The organism is Actinomadura logoneensis, assembly GCF_003428695.1.
GTDB classification, from domain to species: domain Bacteria; phylum Actinomycetota; class Actinomycetes; order Streptosporangiales; family Streptosporangiaceae; genus Spirillospora; species Spirillospora logoneensis.
The window spans coordinates 1-17,909 of the sequence record NZ_QURH01000263.1; the positions used below are offsets into that span (position 1 = coordinate 1).

Sequence of the window (17,909 nt, forward strand, 5' to 3'; positions counted from 1 at the left end):
CGGCCGTGTCCGCCGCGCGCGACGCCGCCGAGGCGCGGGCCGCCGCGCTCGCCGGGTCGACCGGCCCGGGACGCACCAAGGACGGCCACGCGGTGCCGCTGCTGGCCAACATCGGCGGCCCGAAGGACGTCCCGGCGGCGGTGGAGAACGGCGCCGAGGGCGTCGGGCTGTACCGCACCGAGTTCCTCTTCCTGGACCGTGCCACCCCGCCGTCCGACGAGGAGCAGGAGCGCGCGTACCGCGAGGTCCTGGCGGCGTTCCCGGACGGACGCGTCGTCGTGCGCGCCCTGGACGCCGGCGCCGACAAGCCGCTGGCGTTCCTCCCGCCCCCCGGTGAGGAGCCGAACCCCGCGCTGGGCGAACGCGGCCTGCGGATGCTGCGCCGCCACCCCGACGTGCTGTCGGCCCAGCTGTCCGCGCTGGCCCGCGCCGCGTCCGGGCAGACCGCGAAGCTGCAGGTCATGGCGCCGATGGTGACCGACGCCGAGGAGGCGGCCCTGTTCGCCGCCGCCTGCCGCGAGGCCGGGATCGAGCACCCGGGTGTGATGATCGAGGTCCCGGCCGCGGCGCTGCGCGCCCGCGACCTGGCGTCCGAGGTGGAGTTCTTCAGCCTCGGCACCAACGACCTCACGCAGTACACCTGCGCCGCCGACCGCCAGGTCGGGGGGCTCGCCCACCTCCAGGACGCGTGGCGACCCGCGGTGCTGGACCTGGTCGCCTCCGCCGCGTCCGCCGGGATCCCGTGCGGCGTGTGCGGCGAGGCCGCGGGCGATCCGGCGCTGGCCTGCGTCCTGGTCGGGCTGGGCGTGACGTCCCTGTCGATGAGCGCGCCGTCGCTGCCGCTCGTCCGCGCGGCGCTCGCCCACCACACGCTCGACCAGTGCCGGACGGCCGCCGAGGCCGCCCGCGGCTCCCGCTCCCCGGACGAAGCCAAGCGTGCCGCCCGAAGCGTCCTCCCGGCGCTGACGGATCTGGGTCTCTGACCTCCCGGCGAAAAGACGGGGCCGAGCTGCGAAAGCAGCCCGACCCCGCCTTTCGCGTGTCAGCGCCGAGTGAGTCCGCGTCAGTACGTGACGCCCGTGCCGATGGGCTTTCCGGCTACCGGGACGGGAAGTTTCGCAGTGGGCTTGACCTTCCCGGCAAGGATGCGGGCCAGCGCCGTGATCGCGGGCGCGGTGGACGAGTAGGTCGCCACCAGGGACTTCGCGCGCGTGGCCTGGTCCAGGTCGTAGGGCGAGCCGAGCGCGGCGACCACGGTCGGCTTGGACGCCAGGGCGCGGGCGCTCGCGGCGGTGCCGGCGGCGCCCTTGTTCAGCGTCGTGAGCAGCGCGACGTCCGCCGAACCGAGCGAACCGGCCGTCCTGACCCCCGCAGCGCGGAGCGCGGCGGCGACCTGGGTGCTCTTCGCGCCGGTCACGTAGACCTTGCGGCCCTTCAGCGGCAGGACGTTCCCGGTGTTGCGGACGACGGTCACGCCGTGCTCCGCGACGCTGCGCGCGACCGCGTGGTGCTGCGGCGTGTCCACCTGGGCGGCGGCCTTCGCGGGATCGACGTGCGTGGCGCGGAATAGGCCCCGGCGCTCCTTGAGGCGCAGGATGCGCGTCACCGCGTCGTCCAGCCGCGCCCGGGGGATCTTGCCGGACTTCGCCGCCGCCAGTACCGCCCGGTACGCGACCGGCAGGCTCGGCGGCATCAGCAGTTGGTCGGCGCCCGCGTTGACCGCGCGGACCGGCACGACCCGGTCGCTGTACTTCTGCCGGACGCCGTCCATCTGCAGCGAGTCGGTGATGATCACGCCCTGGAACCCGAGCCGGCCGCGCAGCAGACCGGTCAGGACGTTCTTCGAGAGCGTCGAGGGATCGCCGCTGCCGTCCAGCTTGGGCACCACGATGTGCGCGGACATCACCGCGTCGGCGCCCGCGGTCTTGAACGGCGGCGCGTCCAGGCGCTCCCACGTCGCCATGCTGTGCGTGATCACCGGCAGGCCGGTGTGGCTGTCGGTGCCGGTGTCGCCGTGTCCGGGGAAGTGCTTGGCGGTGGCGGCGACGCCCGCCTGCTGGTACCCGGCGACGGCCGCGCGGGTCATCCGCGCGACGAGCTGCGGGTCGGCCCCGAACGAGCGGATGCCGATCACCGGGTTCGCCGGGTCGACGTTGACGTCGGCGTCCGGCGCGTAGTTCTGGTTGACGCCGACGGCGCGCAGCTCGGCGCCCGTCGCCTGCGCGGCGGCCTGGGCGTCGGCGGTGCGGCCGGACGCGCCGAGCGTCATGTTCCCCGGGAACCGGGTCACGAACGGTGTGCGCGACACGATGCCCTGCTCCTCGTCCACCCCGATCGTCAGCGGGATCCTGGACGCCTTCTGCAGCGCGTTCGACAGCTCGGCGGTGGAGCGCGGCGTCCGCAGGTTCTGGGGGAAGTAGATGACGCCGCCCACGTGGTAGTCGCGGATCATCGCCCTGCCCTGCGCGGCGCTGCCGACCGTCGGGACGAACAGCTGGCCGACCTTCTGCTCGGTGCTCAGTTTCGCGACGTATCCGGGGATCCAGTCGGCCTTGCCCGGGGACGAGGTCGGCGACGCCGTCGCGCCCTCCTGCCCGGCGCGTCCGGCCCGTCCGGCGTTCCCGCCGCCGCACGCCGCCAGCGAGACGGCCATCGCCGCCGCCAGCACGATCCCGAGGGGACGCCCGCCCCGCCGGACGTCCCTCATCGAGCGGCCTGGAGAGGAGGGGCGGATCCTGCTCGCGGCCGGGGAGAGGGGACGTTCAGCGCGCACGATGCTCCCGAGGGCGTGACCGGGTCGTTATCTGACCCCGGCGACGGTAGTCGGCGCGCGGCGCACTGTCCAAACCGCGCCGCGCGCGCCGTCCGACGCGCGCTGAGTGAACGCTCACTCATCGACAAACCCGAAAAATGGCACGTTCCAACACAGAAGGGGGCGTCGGCGCGGCACGGGCGCCGTTATTCCGGTGGCGGGAAGCCCAGCCGGCGCATCGCGAGGGACGCGGCCCCCACGGCACCGTCGCCCGCGCGGCGCGGGTCGGCGTCGAACCGGACCCGCAGTCCCGCGCGGACGGCCTCGGCCACCGGGCCGTCCCGCAGCACCGAGCCGTGCATGACGACCGGCGCGGACGGGTCGGTCAGCGCGGCGCGGACCGCGTCCACGTCGCGCAGCAGCCACTCGGCGGCCTCCTCGGTGATCCGGCGCGCGACCGCGTCCCCCGCGGCGGCCGCGGCGGCGACCACCGGCCCGAGCCTGCCGAGGGCCGCGGGCGGGCGGCCGTAGACCTCCTTGATGATGGCCTGCGCGAGGGCGGGGTTCTGGGGGAGGCGCGACGCCGGCTCGCGGGCCAGCGTCGTGGTGCCGCCCGGACCTGCGCGAGGGCGGGGTTCTGGGGGAGGCGCGACGCCGGCTCGCGGGCCAGCGTCGTGGTGCCGCCCGGACCGGGCGACGTCCCGCTCATCGCCCCGGCGAAGGCCAGGGCGGGCGCGGGAGCCGCGGCGGGGCGGTGGTGGGTGCGGTGGTGGCGGGGGGTGACGGAGCCCACCTGCGCCAGCACGGCCTGGCCGAGCAGCGCGCGCGGCACCGACTCGGTGAGCAGGGTCGGGCGGCTGCGGCCGTCCAGCGCGGCGAGCGCGGCGCGCACCGCCTCGCGGCCGAGCCACACCGCCGACCCCTCGTCCCCGACGAGCCAGCCGTAGCCGTCCGCGCGGCGGACGATCCTGCCGTCGCTGATCACCGCGGCGCCCGCGCCGGTGCCGGAGAACACCACGATCCCCTTGGGGGCGCTGGTCCCGGCCGCGAACGCCACGGCGATGTCGGTCACGACGGCGGGGGAGCCGCGCAGGCCGCAGGTCTGCCAGGCGCGCCGGGCGGCGGAGACCGCCGCCGGCCGTCCGGCCGAGCCCGCGCCGGCGATCCCGAAGACGCCGGCGAGGACGAGCGAGGGGTCCACGTCGCCGAGGGCCTCACTCAGGGCCGTGGTGAGGGCACCCGCGGTGTCGCCTCCGGAATTGGGGTTCGCGCCGGGACCGGTTCCGGTTCCGGCCAGCGCCCCCGTGAGAGTCAGCACTACACAGCGGGTCTTCGTGCCACCCGCGTCTATGCCGATCACGTAAGGACCGGCCAAATGGGTCAACACATGGCGACCGTAGCCGTTTCTACCGTTGACGTGACATCGCGAAGGTAAGAAAATTTCTTCCATGAGGAAACCCACCGGCTCAGAGCCGGGGAGTAGTGGGGGTGGGGCGACCCAGGAGACAGCACGGGACGAGGCGGCGTCGCAGACGCCGCTGAGCACCGTGGTGCGGGTGCGGTCGCTGCTGCCCTCGCTTCCACCGGCGGAGCGCAGAGTCGCGCAACGCGTCATCGACGACCCCGAGGGGGTCGCGAACTCGACCATCACCGAACTCGCCCAGAACTGCGGCACCTCCGAGACCACGGTCATCAGGTTCTGCCGGGCGATCGGGTTCCATGGTTATCCAGAGCTGCGGTTGACCCTCGCGACGGAGGCGGGGAGGGCCCAGAGCGCCACCGGCGGGCGGGTCATCGGCAGCGACATCAGTCCGGACGACTCCCTTGAGCAGATCGTGGAGAAGGTCACCTTCGCGGACGCGCGCGCCGTCGAGGAGACGGCGGCCCAGCTCGACATCAAGATGCTGGAGCAGGTCGTGGACGTCATCGTGGCCGCCGACCGCGTGGACGTGTACGGGGTGGGCGCCAGCGCCTTCGTCGCCCTGGACTTCCAGCAGAAGCTGCACCGCATCGGGAGGAACTGCTACGCCTGGTCCGACGCCCACATCATGCTCACCAGCGCCGCGCTGCTGGGCGTGGGGGACGTCGCGGTCGGGATCTCGCACACGGGCGCGACGGTGGAGACCATCGACGCGCTGGAGGTCGCCAAGAGCAAGGGGGTCACCACGGTAGCCCTGACCAACTTCCCCAAGTCGCCGATCGCCGACGTCGCCGACCTCATCCTGACGACGGCCGCAAGGGAGACCACGTTCCGTTCGGGTGCGACGGCCAGCCGGCTGGCGCAGCTGACGGTGGTCGACTGCGTGTTCGTCGGGGTCGCGCAGCGGACGTTCGGCTCCACCCGCAAGGCCCTTGAGGCCACGTTCGAGGCGGTCCGCGGCCGGACCGTGCGACCCGACCGGAGGCGCCGGTGATCGAGGTTGACCTGCCCACCGAGGGCCGCAACCCGCGGACCCTCGACGTCGACACGCTGCCCACCCTCGAGGTGCTGCGCCGCATCAACGCCGAGGACGCCACCGTCCCCGCCGTCGTCGCGGCCGTCCTGCCCGAACTCGCCGTCCTGGTGGACCTCGCCGTCGAGTCGCTGCGCAACGGCGGCCGGGTGCACTACTTCGGCGCGGGCACCTCGGGCCGGCTGGCCGTGCTGGACGCGGCGGAGCTGCCGCCCACGTTCGGCATGTGGAACCGCGTCGTCGCCCACCACGCGGGCGGCCCCGGCGCGTTCACCCAGGCCGTCTCCGAGGTCGAGGACGACGTGGACCTCGGCGCGTCCGACGCCGCCGCGGTCGAGCCCGGCGACGTCGCGATCGGCGTCGCCGCGTCCGGACGCACCCCCTACGTGATCGGCGCCCTGCGCGCGGCCGCGGCCGCCGGCGCCCACACCGCCCTCATCTCCTGCAACCCCAACGCGCCGTACGGCGACGAGGTCGCCGTGCACATCCCGCTGGCCACCGGACCCGAGGTGATCAGCGGCTCGACGAGGATGAAGGCGGGCACCGCCACCAAGCTGGTGCTCAACTCGTTCTCCACCACGCTCATGATCAGGCTGGGCCGGACCTACTCCAACCTGATGGTCAGCGTGAACGCCCTCAACTCCAAGCTCCGCGCCCGTCTCGTCCGCATCCTCACCGAGGCGACCGGCATGGACTCCCGCTCCTGCGCCGCCGCGCTGGCCGAGGCCGGCGGCAACACCCGCGTCGCCCTGGTCAGCCTGCTCGGCGAGGTCCCCGCCGACCGCGCCACCGTCCTGCTGGAGGAGAGCGACGGCGGCGTCCGCGAGGCACTGCAGCGCCTCCGGTCGGCCTGACCGATCCGACCGGCGGTCCGTCCGCAGCAGCCCCCGCACCCGCTGCGCCCCCTGCCGAGCCGGACCTCCGGCCCCGCGTCCGATCCCGAAGGGACGCGGAGCCGGAGGCCCCCGGCCGGACCCCGCGACGCGCGGACCCCGCACCGCTCAGCCCCCCGGTGCCGAGCGGACCCCGCGTCGTCCGGAACCACGCCGGACCCCGGATGCCGTGGCGGAACGCGATCCGGTGGGCGGTCGGCCGGGTCAGAGGGGGTTGCTGCCTAGACTGTGGCGCATATGACCGAGCTGACGGTCCGGGAGGAGGTTCCGGACACCGGAGCCACCGGGCCGCCCAGGACGCGCGCGGCACGGTCACGCGAGTTCGCCCGCGCGCACTGGGTCTTCCTGACGCTGCTCTCCGCCGGGGCGGTGCTGCGCGGCACGGCGATGCTCGGCTACCGCTGGGTCATGTGGTTCCCGGACTCCAACGACTACCTGTCCGGAGCCGTCAACCCCAACCCGAACCTCGTCCGGCCGAGCGGCTACTCGCTCTTCCTGTGGCTGGTCAAACCGCTGCACAGCCTGGCCGCGGTGTCGCTGCTCCAGCACCTCATGGGGCTCGCGGTCGCCGTCATGGTCTACGCGCTGGCCCGCCGGGCGGGCGTCGCGCGGGGCCTCGCGGCCCTGGCGACCGCGCCCGTCCTGCTGGACGCCAACCAGGTGCAGCTCGAACACATGCTCATGTCGGACACCCTGTTCGGCTTCCTGGTGACCGCGGCCGTCGTGGTCCTGCTGCTGCCCGCGGCGGGCCGCCGGGGGCTCGCGCTCGCGGCGGCCGGCGGGCTGCTGCTCGGCCTCGCGACGGTCACCCGGTCGGCCGGGCTGCCGCTGCTCGCGGTCGCGGCGTTCGTGCTGCTCGTCCGGCGGGCGGGCTGGCGGCCCCTGGTGGCCATGGCCGCGGCGGGCGTGATCCCCGTCGTGGCCTACTCCTCCTGGTTCGCGGCCGACCGCGGCGAGTTCACGATGACCCGCAGTACGGGCGTCTTCCTGTACGGACGCGTCGCGCCGTTCGCCGACTGCCGCAAGATGGACGTCCCGGTCGAGCAGATGGCGCTGTGCCTGTCGAGCGACCCCCGGGACCGGTCCGTCCGCGAGTCCTACATCTGGGGGCCGCGCGCCCCGCGCTACCGGGTCGAGGGCACCGGGTTCACGCCCGAGGGGGAGCGGCTCGCGTTCGACTTCGCCGTCCGCGCGATCACCCACCAGCCGGTCGACTATGCCAAGGTCGCGCTGACCGATCTCGGCCGGACGTTCCGCTGGGACCACCCCGCCTTCCCGGACCGGACGACCTACGCGCACTACCTGTTCGGCCGCAGGACCTTCAACCCCGACCGGCAGGCCGAGGCGTACGTGCGCGCCTACGATCCGGGCTACGCGCCGACGAGGGCGACCGGCCCCTACGCGTCCCTCCTCGGCGCCTACCAGAAGGTCGCCTACCTGCCCGGGACGGTGCTCGGGGTGATCATGGTCGGCGGTCTCGCGCTCATGGTCCGGCTGCGGCGCTGGGACGGCCTGCTGCCCTGGACGATCGGGGTGGTCCTGCTCGTCGTCCCGGCCCTGACCGCGCAGTTCGACTACCGGTACGTCCTGCCCGCCGCCCCCCTGATGTGCCTGGCGGCCGTCCTCGCCGCGCGTCCGCCCGCGCCGGGCGAGACGGGGACCCGCACGCGACTTCCCGGACGGACCGGACGTCTCCTAGCATCGAGGGCGTGAGCCCCCGCGCTGTGATCACCGACTGGGGCGGCGTTCTGACCTCGCCGCTCGACCAGGCCGTGGACGCCTGGCTCGCCGCCGACCGCATCGACGCCGCCGGCTACCGGACGGTCATGCGCGCGTGGGTGAGGCAGGCATACGACGGGGCGGGCACCAACCCCATCCACGGGCTGGAGGACGGCACGCTCGACCCGGCCGAGTTCGAGCGGCTGCTCGCCGCCGAGCTGCGCACGGTGGACGGCGGTCCGGTCCCGGCGGCGGGCCTCATCGAGCGGATGTTCGCCGCGTTCGCCCCGGTGGAGGAGATGTACGCGCTGCTCGAAGAGGTCCGGGACGGCGGCGTCCAGGTGGCGCTGCTGTCCAACTCGTGGGGCAACGCCTACCCGCGCGACCGATGGACCGGGCTCTTCGACGCCGTGGTGATCTCCTGCGAGGTCGGCATGCGCAAGCCCGACGAGGCGATCTTCCGGCACGCCGCCGACCTGCTGGGCCTCCCCCCGGGCGACTGCGTCTTCATCGACGACATCGTCCACAACACCCGGGCCGCCGAGGCGCTCGGCATGCGCGGCGTCCACCACACGACGCCGGCCGAGACCCGCCTCGCCCTGACCGCGCTGGACCTCCTCGCCTGACCCCGCCCCCGCGCGCCCCGGCCACCCGGCGCTGCGCGCCTTGATCACCCGCCGCGCGGGTGGGGTGACCTGGGGTGTGGCACACTGGCGGGGTCATGCGCGTCTACCTGCCGTCCACGCTCACCGCCCTCGCGCGGGTCCTGAAGGACCGCGAGGCCGGTCCGGCCCCGCTGACCGGTTACGCGGTCACCCCGGCGCTCCGCGAGTGGTACGCCGCGGCCGACATCGAGGAGCTGGAGTACGCGGCCATGACGTCCGCCGCCCGCGCCTCCCTGCGGCTGCTGGCGGACGACCCGGGCGCCGCCCCGCGCCGCGTGGTGCTGGCCGCCGAGGTCCCGGACGCGGCGGTCCGCCAGGCCGGCGACGAGGACGACCCCGCGCGCGTGGAGATCACCGCCGCGGTGCCGTGGAAGAGGATCGCGTCCGGGCACGTGGACGACGCCGGGGCCGAGGCCGACGTGCGCGCCGCCGCCGGAGCCGTGGCCGCCGCCGACGCGGGCGACGACGACGCGTCCTTCACCGTGGACGGCGCCGAGGGCCACGAGCTCCTCTGGTACGCCACCCAGGAACTCGCCGACCTCCTCTGACGCTCCCGGCCGTCCTGCCGGAACACGCGGCTTCACCCGGTTCCCGCGCCGACCCGATCATGCTCCCGGCCGGTCGTCCGACCGGTGTCCGGACGTCCGGGTACGGGCGGCCCGGGGCGTCGTCGCGTAGGGCTCCGGCGGGGCGGGTAGATCTCGGGGACTGACGACGATGTCGGAACCCAGGGAGCCTTCCATGGACGCCGTCACGAACGTGCCGGTCCCGGTGAACGAGCCGGTGAAGGAGTACGCGCCGGGAAGCCCGGAGCGGGCCGCGCTGGAGGCGCGGATCAAGGAGCTCGGCGGCATGGACGCCGAGCTGGCCATGGTGGTCGGCGAGGAGCGCCGGCTCGGCGGCGGCGAGCCGATCGAGGTGGTGGAGCCGCACCACCGGGCGCGCGTCCTCGGCACGATGGGCAACGCGACGCCCGCCGACGCCCGCGCCGCGGTCGAGGCCGCGCGCGAGGCGGCCCCCGCGTGGCGCGCCCTGGCGTTCGAGGACCGCGCGGCGATCTTCCTGAAGGCCGCCGAGCTGCTGTCCGGGCCGTGGCGGCCGACGCTGAACGCGGCGACCATCCTCGGCCAGTCCAAGTCGGTGCAGCAGGCGGAGATCGACGCGGCCGTCGAGCTGATCGACTTCTGGCGGTTCAACGTGGCCTTCGCCCGCGAGCTGTACGCGACCCAGCCGATCAGCTCGCCGGGCGTGTGGAACCGGCTGGACTACCGGCCGCTGGAGGGCTTCGTCCTCGCGATCACCCCGTTCAACTTCACCTCCATCGCGGGGAACCTGCCGACCGCGCCCGCCCTCATGGGCAACACCGTGGTGTGGAAGCCGTCGCCGACGCAGCAGCTCGCCGCGCACCACACCATGCGGCTGCTGGAGGCGGCCGGGCTGCCGCCGGGCGTGATCAACATGGTCACCGGGGACGGCAAGGCGGTCTCGGAGGTCGCGCTCAGCCATCCCGACCTCGCCGGGATCCACTTCACCGGCAGCACCGGAACGTTCCAGCACCTGTGGCGGACGGTCGGCGAGAACATCGCGTCCTACCGCGGCTACCCGCGCCTGGTCGGCGAGACCGGCGGCAAGGACTTCGTGGTCGCGCACCCGTCCGCCGACCCGGCCGTCCTGAGGACGGCGCTGGTCCGCGGCGCGTTCGAGTACCAGGGGCAGAAGTGCTCGGCGGTGTCCCGCGCCTACGTGCCGCGCTCGCTCTGGGTGCGGGTGAAGGACGACCTGATCGCCGAGACCGAGTCGCTGACCATGGGGAACGTCGCGGAGGACCTCAGCCTGTTCCTCGGCGCGGTGATCGACGACCGGGCGTTCGCCAAGCACACCGCCGCGATCGTCCGGGCCCGCGAGTCGGACGCGATCACGGTCGAGGCCGGCGGGCGGACCGACGACTCGGTCGGCTGGTTCGTCCAGCCGACCGTCCTGACCTGCACCGATCCCGAGGACGAGCTGTTCACGACCGAGTACTTCGGCCCGATCCTCGGCGTCCACGTGTACGAGGACGGCGACTACGACACGATGCTGCGGCAGATGGAGGGCGTCGCCCGGTACGCCCTCACCGGTTCGGTCATCGCGCGGGACCGGGCGGCCATCGCCGCGGCGACCGAGCGGCTGCGGTTCGCTGCGGGCAACTTCTACGTCAACGACAAGCCGACCGGGGCCGTCGTCGGGCAGCAGCCGTTCGGCGGGGCGCGGGCGAGCGGCACCGACGACAAGGCCGGCTCGATCCTCAACCTCACCCGCTGGGTCGGCGCCCGGGCGCTCAAGGAGACCTTCGTCCCACCCGTCGACGTCCGGTACCCGCACATGGGCCGCTGAGTAAGCTGGAGCCGATGAGCTGGTAAAACGCGGACCGGGGGGTGCTCGTGCGGCGAGCTGCGGGAGCGGCGCTCGCCGGGCTGGCGGTCGCCGGTGCGGCGGCCGTGGCGACCGCGCCGTGGTCCACGCTCGGATCGCGGACCGCGCACGGCCCGGTGGACGCCGCGCAGGCCGCGTCGCACCTGCGGGTGTCCGCCGACCGCTCCGCGCGGCCCGTCGGCGCCGACCGGCTGACCCCCGGCGGGCGGTACAGCTACACCTTCACCGTCACCAACGCCGGCGACCGACCCGTCCGCGGCCTGGTCGCGCGCAGCGAGCCGGCCGCCGGGGAGGGCGCCATGCGCCTGGTGTCGGTGAGCGACCCGTCCTGCCACCGGTACGAGCGCGTTGTCTGCAGCTTCCCGCCGCTGGACGCCGGGGAGCGGCGCACCGTCGAGGTGGTCGCCACGGCCGCCGGGAGCGGGCACTCCGGGGACGTCCTGCGCATCAGCACCTACCTGGCGTCGTTCTCGACCGTCGCGCGCGGGTCGGTGTCCTACGACGTGCTCGGCCGCCCGGTGTCCACGGTGACGGCGTTCGGCTAACCTCGCGGCCATGCCGACGACGAACCGCCTGGTGCTCTGGAACGTGGACCACACGCTCGTGGATGTCGGGCGGGTCACCCGGGACGCCTACGCCGCGGCGTTCCGGCACACCACCGGCCGCCCCCTCGTGCGGCTCGCCCCCACCCCCGGACGCACCGAGTCGGAGATCATCTTCGAGACGCTGGCGTTCAACGACATCGTCACGACCGACGACCACCTGCCCGCGTTCGTGGCCGCGCTCACCGACGCGTTCGCCGCCCGCCGCGCCGACCTCACCGCGCACGGACGCGTCCTGCCGGGCGCGCACGACGCCGTGACCGCGCTGTCGCGGCTGCCCGGCACCGTCCAGTCCGTGCTGACGGGGTCGATCCGGCCGAACGCCGAGCTCAAGCTCTCCGAGCTGGGCCTCGCCGGATACCTGGACCTGGAGTCGGGCGGCTACGAGAACGGCGTGTACTCCAAGGCCGCCCTGCTGGAGATCGCCCGCACCCGGGCGGGCGAGCGGCACGGCATGGCGTTCGGCGAGGGGCGGACGGTCTACATCGCCGACCATCCCCGCGACGTCCAGGCCGCGCGCATCGCCCGCTCCCCGATCATCGCCGTCGCCACGGGCAGCGCCACGGCCGCCGAACTGCGCGCCGCCGGGGCCGACGCCGTCCTGTCGGACCTGACCGACACCGACGCCGTCGTCCGCGCCGTGGCGCGCCTGACGGAGACGGAATGATCGATGCGACCGTCCGGCGCCGCTGATCGCGGACGGACCGCGGATGATCGCGGACGGTCCGGCGGGAGCGCCGCCGTCGTGGGGGTGGTCGCCGCATCTGGGGTCCGCGGGTGTGGGCCGCCCACACCTTCCGGGGCGGATCGTCCGAGGTCGTGAGGGTTGCGCCGGACGGTTCCGGGGTCCGATCCTGGGTACGCCCCGCCACGTGGCGGGGCTGGAGGGGAGTTGACGCATGTCCCAGCAGGTGCCCGAGGGCCTTCCGCTCTGGCGGCCGTCCGAGGAGGTCGTGGCCGCCGCGCGCGTGACCCGCTACCGGAACTGGCTGACGGACAGGGGCGTCCCCACCGAGTCCTACGCGGACCTGTGGGCCTGGTCGACCACCGAGATCGACGCGTTCTGGGACTCGGTCTGGCAGTACTTCGGCGTCCTCGGCGACCGCGGCGACGGCCCGGTGCGCACCGGCGGGAAGATGCCGGTGGACGGCCTGCGCTGGTTCCCCGGCGCGACCCTCAACTACGCCCGCAACGCGCTGGAACTGGCGCCGGGCGGGCCCGACGACACCGCGGTGGTCTTCCGGTCCGAGGCGGGCGGGCACCGGGTGATCGGCCGCCGCGAGCTCACCGAGCACGTCGCGCAGGTCCGCGCGGGCCTGGCGGAGCTGGGCGTCGGACGCGGCGACCGGGTCGCGGCCTACATCCCGAACATCCCCGAGGCGCTGGTGTGCTTCCTGGCGACGGCGTCGCTGGGCGCGATCTGGTCGTCCTGCTCGCCGGACTTCGGGGCGTCCTCGGTGATCGACCGGTTCGCGCAGATCGAACCGAAGGTCCTGATCGCGGTGGACGGCTACGCCTACAACGACCGCCGGTTCGACCGCCGCGAGATCGTCCGGGACATCGAGGCCGCGCTGCCCTCGGTCACCACGACCGTCCTGATCCCGTACCTGGACCCGGCGTCCACGCCGGACGGCCTGCGCGCCGGGATCTCCTACGCCGACCTGCCCCGCGCGGGCGCCGAGCCGCAGTACGAGGACGTCCCGTTCGACCACCCGCTCTGGGTCGTCTACTCGTCCGGGACGACCGGACTGCCCAAGCCGATCGTGCACGGCCACGGCGGGATCGTCCTGGAGCACGTCAAGTCCCTGTCGTTCCACCAGGACCTCGGCCCCGGCGACGTCTTCTTCTGGTACACCACCACCGGCTGGATGATGTGGAACTACCTGGTCGGCGGCCTGCTGGTCGGCGCGACGGTGGTGATGTACGACGGCGCGCCCGGCGACCTCTGGGAGCTCGCCGCCGACCACGGCGTGACCTACATGGGCGTCGGCGCGCCCTACATCACCGCGTCGATGAAGCTGAACCGCGCGCCGGGCGAGCGGTACGACCTGTCCCGGCTGCGCGGCATCGGATCGACCGGCTCGCCGCTGCCGCCCGAGGGCTTCGCGTGGGTGTACGAGTCGGTGGGCAAGGACCTGCTGCTCGGCTCGATGTCCGGCGGGACGGACGTGTGCACCGCCTTCCTCGGCCCGTCGCCGCTGCTGCCCCTGTACGCCGGGGTGCTCCAGTGCCGCGGTCTGGGCGCGAAGATCGAGGCGTTCGACGAGAAGGGCGAGCCGGTCGTCGACGAGGTCGGCGAGCTCGTCCTGACCGAGCCGATGCCCTGCATGCCCGTCTTCTTCTGGAACGACGAGGACGGGCACCGCTACCGCGAGTCCTACTTCGACATGTTCCCCGGCGTGTGGCGGCACGGCGACTGGCTCAAGGTCCGCCCGGACGGCGGCTGCGTGATCTACGGACGCTCCGACTCGACCCTGAACCGCGGCGGCATCCGGATGGGCACCGCCGACTTCTACCGGGTCGTCGAGGCGTTCGACGAGATCGCCGACAGCCTCGTCATCGACACCGGGCGCCTCGGCCAGGAGGGACGGCTGCTGCTGTACGTCCAGATGGCCGAAGGGCGGGAGTTCACCGACGAGCTGGCGGGACGGCTGAAGCGCGAGATCCGCTCGGCGCTGTCGCCGCGGCACGTCCCGGACGAGTTCCACGTCGTCCCCGGCGTCCCGCGCACGCTGTCCGGCAAGAAGCTGGAGGTCCCGGTCCGGAAGATCCTCCAGGGCACGCCGGTCGAGCAGGCCGCCAACACGGGCGCCATGGCGAACCCGGAGGTCCTGAAGTACTACACCCAGGGCGACTGACGGAGCGACTGACGCCCTACGCGCCCTCGTCCCCGCTGCTGCTCCGGCTTCGGCTCCCGCCTCCGGCCCGGTCCTCGCGGTCCTCGGCTCCGCCGTGGCGGCCTCCGGCTCCGCCGTCGCGGCCCCCTGCCGCGCGGCGGTCGCCGTAGGCGAGGACGTCGGCGCGGCGGTAGAGGCGGCGGACGCGTCCGCCGCCCAGCCGCTCCTCGCGCGCGGGCACGGGCCAGCCCGCCGGAGGACGCCCGGCGTAGACGGTGGCGCTCGACGGCGCCAGCCCGAGGATCCGGGCGGCCTCGGCGAGCGTCACCAGGTCGTCCGGGCCCTCCTCCGGCCGCGCGCGCTCCGCCGTGTACGCCGCGTACCAGGCCGACCATTCGGCGTCGTCCCAGTACAGCGCCTTCCCCACCTGCCGCGCCGGCGCAGGGTGGCCGTTCTCGGCGCGCTCGCCCCACAGCTGCTTGAGGCGGTGCCGGCTCAGCCCGTGCCGGGCGCCGAGCTCGTCGCGGGTGAGCAGCCCCGCCGGGACGTCCCCGGCGGTCCCGGACGTCCGCGCCGCGTGCCAGGCGTCCCACTCCTCGGCGTCCCACGCCTTCTGGGAGCCGACCGTCCCGACGGGCTCGGGATGGCCGTTGGCGGCACGCTCGCGGTACCACTTCTCCAGCGTGCTGCGCCCGATGCCGCGTTCCGCCACCAGATCGGCGCGGGTGTAGACGCGTCGTCCGTCCAGGAAGGTCATGGGGTCGATTATCGGATCACCGGACCGGGCTCGCCGCCGGGACCCGCGCACGGGGTGCGCCGCGGTCCGGTGCCGTCCTCAGGACAGGTCCGACTCCAGCGTCGGCAGCTCCGGCAGCTCCTTCCACCCGGGGCGCGCGGCCCCGGCGAAGGTCGACCGGTACCAGCCGCGCAGCCGCTCGAACGTCACGGTCCGGCCGGCGTGCGGCGAGTGGATGAACCACCCGTGCCCGGTGTAGATGCCCACGTGCCCGAGGCCGTGGAAGAACACCAGGTCGCCCGGCTTCAGCCGGTCGACGGACACGTGCGGGCGGGTGCGGCGGAACTGGTCGGCGGCGATCCGCGGCAGCTTGACCCCGGCGTGCCGCCACGCCTGCTGGGTCAGCCCGGAGCAGTCGAACCCGCCGCGTCCGCTGCCGCCCCACACGTAGGGACGTCCGAGCTGCCGCGTCGCGTAGTCGACGGCCCGTGCCGCGCGCGCCTCCCAGCGCCGCACCAGCAGCGCGCGCTGCCTGCGGACGGCCCGGCGGCGGGCGGCGAGCATCCGCGCCGCGAGTTCGGCGCGTCCGAGCCGTCCGTGCTGGGCCTGGCCGGCCCGTGCGCCCTGTTCGGCCCGTGAGCCCTGCTCCGCCCGTGCGCCCTGCGCGGCGACCGCGTTCTGGGCGGCTTTGGCGGCGCCCAGGAGCACCACGGATCGGACGACGCCGGTGCTCTGCGCGCCCCGCGCACCCGGCAGGGCCGGTGCGGCCGACGCTGCCAGCAGCTTCGGAGTGGCGAGCGCGGCCAGAGTGGGCAGCGTGCCCTTCTCCGTGCGAGCCGTGTGTGCTGTGCGCGGACCACGCGACGTGTGCGGCCTCAGCCGGGTGCGTGCGGCACCGGACGGGGTCGTGGTGCGGGCCTCCGCCTCAGGCGCTCCGCCCGATCCGGAACCCGTCGCCGAACCCTGTTCGGCGGTGCGATCCGAGGCGTCCGCGTTTCCTGCGGCGCCCGCGGTTCCCGTTTTGCCCGCGACGCGCGCGGGCCGTCCCGGAAGGGACGCTTTCAGTGGTGATCGTTCCGGTGCCGCCCGCCCGGGAGTCGACCCCACGGCCGGTCTTCGTGGCGCGGGTTCCTCCGCGGCGGATCGCTCCTGTGCGGCCGTCGTCTCGCCCGTCCCTGACGGGACTGCGCGGGCCTCGGCCACCCCGCCCAGCGCGAGCGTCAGCGTCACGGTGAGCGGGACCGCGCCGGTCACGGCCTTTAAGGGGATGGACATGTCTGTCGTACCTCCTTGCAAGATCGTCAGGCTGTGCGATACCCCGGCCGTGTCGCCGACACTCGCGAATTTCTCCGAAAACCGGGTTCTCACCAGGGGATATGTCGACCGAGGTCGGAATTGTGTGGTATCGCGCGGCGTCCCTTCCCACTAGGCTTGAGGAGACCGAACCCGTCCGATGCGGCGTGTCGGGTCAGATCGCGCCGTAAGGTCGCAGGGACGGGTGAACCTCCCCGCGCACTCGGGCGTCCCAGAGGCACCGGGAACGCGGCGGACGGTCACGGCCCGTGATCGGCCGGCCCGCGCCGGCCCGGTCGACGACCGGCAGGTCGTGATCGGCCGGTCGCCACCGGCCGGTCCGGTGATCGGTTCGGTCGCGGCCGGCGGGCGGCGGGTCGCGGGCGGCGGAACCGGGCGGTGCGCGCCGGGTGCCGCGTCCCGGGCGCGGAGCCCGGACGCGGAGACGGGGAGCGCCGCGCGGCTCGGGGCGGTTCGGTCCGACGACAACACGAGAGGGACGGTCTCGCGACATGGAGGTTGGGGCGCTGCGGTCCGGAGACCCGGAGCGGTTGGGACGGTACGCCCTGATCGGCCGGCTCGGGGAGGGCGGCCAGGGCACGGTCTTCCTGGCCACCGCGGAGGACGGCCGCCGGGTGGCGGTCAAGCTGCTGCACTCCGACCTGACCGCCGACGACAAGGCGCGCGCCCGGTTCCTGCGCGAGCTCGACGTCGCCAAGCGCGTCGCGCCGTTCTGCACCGCGCAGGTCATCGACGCCGACGTCGACGGAGACCGGCCCTACATCGTCAGCGAGTACGTGCCGGGCCCGTCGCTGAACCAGCTCGTCCTCGACGAGGGCCCGCTGGAGGGCGCGGCGCTGGAGCGGCTCGCGGTCGGCACCGCCACCGCGCTCGCCGCCATCCACCAGGGCGACATCGTGCACCGCGACTTCAAGCCGCACAACGTGCTGATCGGCCCGGACGGTCCGCGCGTGATCGACTTCGGGGTGGCCCGCGCGATCAGCGGCTCCACCACGCTCACCAGCAAGGTGATCGGCACGCCGTCCTACATGGCGCCCGAGCAGATCCGCGCCGAGGGCGCGGGCACCGCGGCGGACGTGTTCTGCTGGGCCGCGACCGTGGCGTTCGCCGCGACCGGCGCGCCGCCCTTCGGGCAGGACACCATCCCCGCCGTCATCAACCGCATCCTGCACGAGGAGCCGGAGCTCGGCGACCTCGAGGGCCCGCTGCGCGACCTGGTCTCCGACTGCCTGGTCAAGGACCCGGCGGCCCGGCCGCACGCCCGCCAGGTGCTCATGCGGCTGCTCGGCCACGAGGACCGCGGCGTCCAGACGGCGCCCGTCCCGGCCGCGCCGGAGACCTCCGACGAGACCTCGATCCTCGCCGCCGGCAGCGTCGTCGCCGCCGACTTCGCCGAGGAGAACGAGCGCAGCCGCCGCCGCTTCGGCCGCCGCCGCCCCGCTCCCGCCGCCGCCGCTGCGGCCGTGGCGGGTGCCGCCGCGCAGGGGGAGGAGGCCCGCCTTCCGAGCCCGGCCGAGTTCGCCGCG

Annotated in this window: 16 protein-coding genes; 11 read left to right on the top strand and 5 right to left on the bottom strand. The window is 74.4% G+C overall.

All coding sequences use genetic code 11. The features are described from left to right. Window positions 1–983 (top strand): phosphoenolpyruvate--protein phosphotransferase (locus tag DZF91_RS15615; protein ID WP_199486663.1); only part of this gene is annotated, 983 nt, incomplete at its 5' end. A gap of 80 nt (window positions 984–1,063) precedes the next feature. Here DZF91_RS15615 and DZF91_RS15620 read toward each other — a convergent pair. From DZF91_RS15620 to DZF91_RS42080, 3 genes are all read right to left on the bottom strand, one after another. Continuing rightward, on the bottom strand, window positions 1,064–2,707 hold the full coding sequence (locus DZF91_RS15620; RefSeq protein ID WP_117358197.1) for a glycoside hydrolase family 3 protein: 1,644 nt from the start codon (window positions 2,705–2,707) through the stop codon (window positions 1,064–1,066). Between the two features lie 251 nt (window positions 2,708–2,958). After that, on the bottom strand, window positions 2,959–3,162 hold the full coding sequence (locus DZF91_RS41170) for a hypothetical protein (RefSeq protein WP_199486664.1): 204 nt from the start codon (window positions 3,160–3,162) through the stop codon (window positions 2,959–2,961). Continuing rightward, window positions 3,138–4,070 (bottom strand): BadF/BadG/BcrA/BcrD ATPase family protein, encoded by a 933-nt coding sequence (locus DZF91_RS42080; protein ID WP_235834322.1) that lies wholly within the window; start codon window positions 4,068–4,070, stop codon window positions 3,138–3,140. Before DZF91_RS42080 ends, DZF91_RS41170 begins: the two co-directional genes overlap by 25 nt. A gap of 130 nt (window positions 4,071–4,200) precedes the next feature. On the opposite strand from DZF91_RS42080, the gene DZF91_RS15635 reads away from it, so the two are divergent. The 9 genes from DZF91_RS15635 (at window position 4,201) to DZF91_RS15675 (ending at window position 14,354) form a co-directional block, all read left to right on the top strand. Further along, entirely contained in the window at window positions 4,201–5,166 is a 966-nt protein-coding gene (locus DZF91_RS15635; RefSeq protein WP_235834323.1) for a MurR/RpiR family transcriptional regulator, read from the top strand. Beyond that, entirely contained in the window at window positions 5,163–6,059 is an 897-nt protein-coding gene (locus DZF91_RS15640) for an N-acetylmuramic acid 6-phosphate etherase (RefSeq protein WP_117358199.1), read from the top strand. The genes DZF91_RS15635 and DZF91_RS15640 overlap by 4 nt, the downstream gene beginning before the upstream one ends. A 276-nt stretch (window positions 6,060–6,335) precedes the next feature. Continuing rightward, the gene (locus tag DZF91_RS41175; protein ID WP_117358200.1) at window positions 6,336–7,811 is read left to right on the top strand and encodes a hypothetical protein; all 1,476 of its coding nucleotides are present in this window, start codon (window positions 6,336–6,338) and stop codon (window positions 7,809–7,811) included. Next, a complete protein-coding gene (locus DZF91_RS42085) occupies window positions 7,808–8,443 on the top strand; it encodes an HAD family hydrolase (protein ID WP_235834324.1) in 636 nt (211 codons plus the stop codon). The genes DZF91_RS41175 and DZF91_RS42085 overlap by 4 nt, the downstream gene beginning before the upstream one ends. A 95-nt stretch (window positions 8,444–8,538) precedes the next feature. Then, window positions 8,539–9,030: a DUF6912 family protein gene (locus tag DZF91_RS15655; RefSeq protein ID WP_117358202.1), complete on the top strand. Its 492-nt coding sequence runs from the start codon at window positions 8,539–8,541 to the stop codon at window positions 9,028–9,030. 193 nt (window positions 9,031–9,223) lie between these two features. Further along, window positions 9,224–10,855: an L-glutamate gamma-semialdehyde dehydrogenase gene (gene pruA / locus DZF91_RS15660; protein ID WP_117358203.1), complete on the top strand. Its 1,632-nt coding sequence runs from the start codon at window positions 9,224–9,226 to the stop codon at window positions 10,853–10,855. A gap of 47 nt (window positions 10,856–10,902) precedes the next feature. Beyond that, window positions 10,903–11,439, top strand: coding sequence for a DUF11 domain-containing protein (locus DZF91_RS15665; protein WP_158587956.1), 537 nt, complete (start codon window positions 10,903–10,905; stop codon window positions 11,437–11,439). Window positions 11,440–11,449: 10 nt separating this feature from the next. Continuing rightward, window positions 11,450–12,163, top strand: coding sequence for an HAD family hydrolase (locus DZF91_RS15670; protein WP_117358205.1), 714 nt, complete (start codon window positions 11,450–11,452; stop codon window positions 12,161–12,163). Window positions 12,164–12,395: 232 nt separating this feature from the next. Further along, window positions 12,396–14,354, top strand: coding sequence for an acetoacetate--CoA ligase (locus DZF91_RS15675; protein WP_117358206.1), 1,959 nt, complete (start codon window positions 12,396–12,398; stop codon window positions 14,352–14,354). Window positions 14,355–14,370: 16 nt separating this feature from the next. Here the strand turns inward: DZF91_RS15675 and DZF91_RS15680 are convergent, their stop codons facing one another. Next, entirely contained in the window at window positions 14,371–15,090 is a 720-nt protein-coding gene (locus tag DZF91_RS15680; protein ID WP_199486665.1) for a hypothetical protein, read from the bottom strand. A 78-nt stretch (window positions 15,091–15,168) separates the two neighbouring features. Then, the gene (locus DZF91_RS15685; RefSeq protein WP_147341164.1) at window positions 15,169–15,780 is read right to left on the bottom strand and encodes a C40 family peptidase; all 612 of its coding nucleotides are present in this window, start codon (window positions 15,778–15,780) and stop codon (window positions 15,169–15,171) included. A gap of 1,094 nt (window positions 15,781–16,874) precedes the next feature. Here DZF91_RS15685 and DZF91_RS15690 point away from each other — a divergent pair. Then, window positions 16,875–17,909, top strand: a 1,035-nt coding sequence (locus DZF91_RS15690; protein ID WP_147341165.1) for a serine/threonine-protein kinase, incomplete at its 3' end; no start/stop codon positions are given.

Bases quoted from the DNA above. Each gene is read 5' to 3' on its own strand.
- DZF91_RS15655 (WP_117358202.1), top strand. From the start codon at position 8,539: ATGCGCGTCTACCTGCCGTCCACGCTCACCGCCCTCGCGCGGGTCCTG.
- DZF91_RS15675 (WP_117358206.1), top strand. From the start codon at position 12,396: ATGTCCCAGCAGGTGCCCGAGGGCCTTCCGCTCTGGCGGCCGTCCGAG.
- DZF91_RS41175 (WP_117358200.1), top strand. From the start codon at position 6,336: ATGACCGAGCTGACGGTCCGGGAGGAGGTTCCGGACACCGGAGCCACC.
- DZF91_RS15635 (WP_235834323.1), top strand. From the start codon at position 4,201: ATGAGGAAACCCACCGGCTCAGAGCCGGGGAGTAGTGGGGGTGGGGCG.
- pruA (WP_117358203.1), top strand. From the start codon at position 9,224: ATGGACGCCGTCACGAACGTGCCGGTCCCGGTGAACGAGCCGGTGAAG.
- DZF91_RS15680 (WP_199486665.1), bottom strand. From the start codon at position 15,090: ATGACCTTCCTGGACGGACGACGCGTCTACACCCGCGCCGATCTGGTG.
- DZF91_RS15620 (WP_117358197.1), bottom strand. From the start codon at position 2,707: ATGAGGGACGTCCGGCGGGGCGGGCGTCCCCTCGGGATCGTGCTGGCG.
- DZF91_RS15670 (WP_117358205.1), top strand. From the start codon at position 11,450: ATGCCGACGACGAACCGCCTGGTGCTCTGGAACGTGGACCACACGCTC.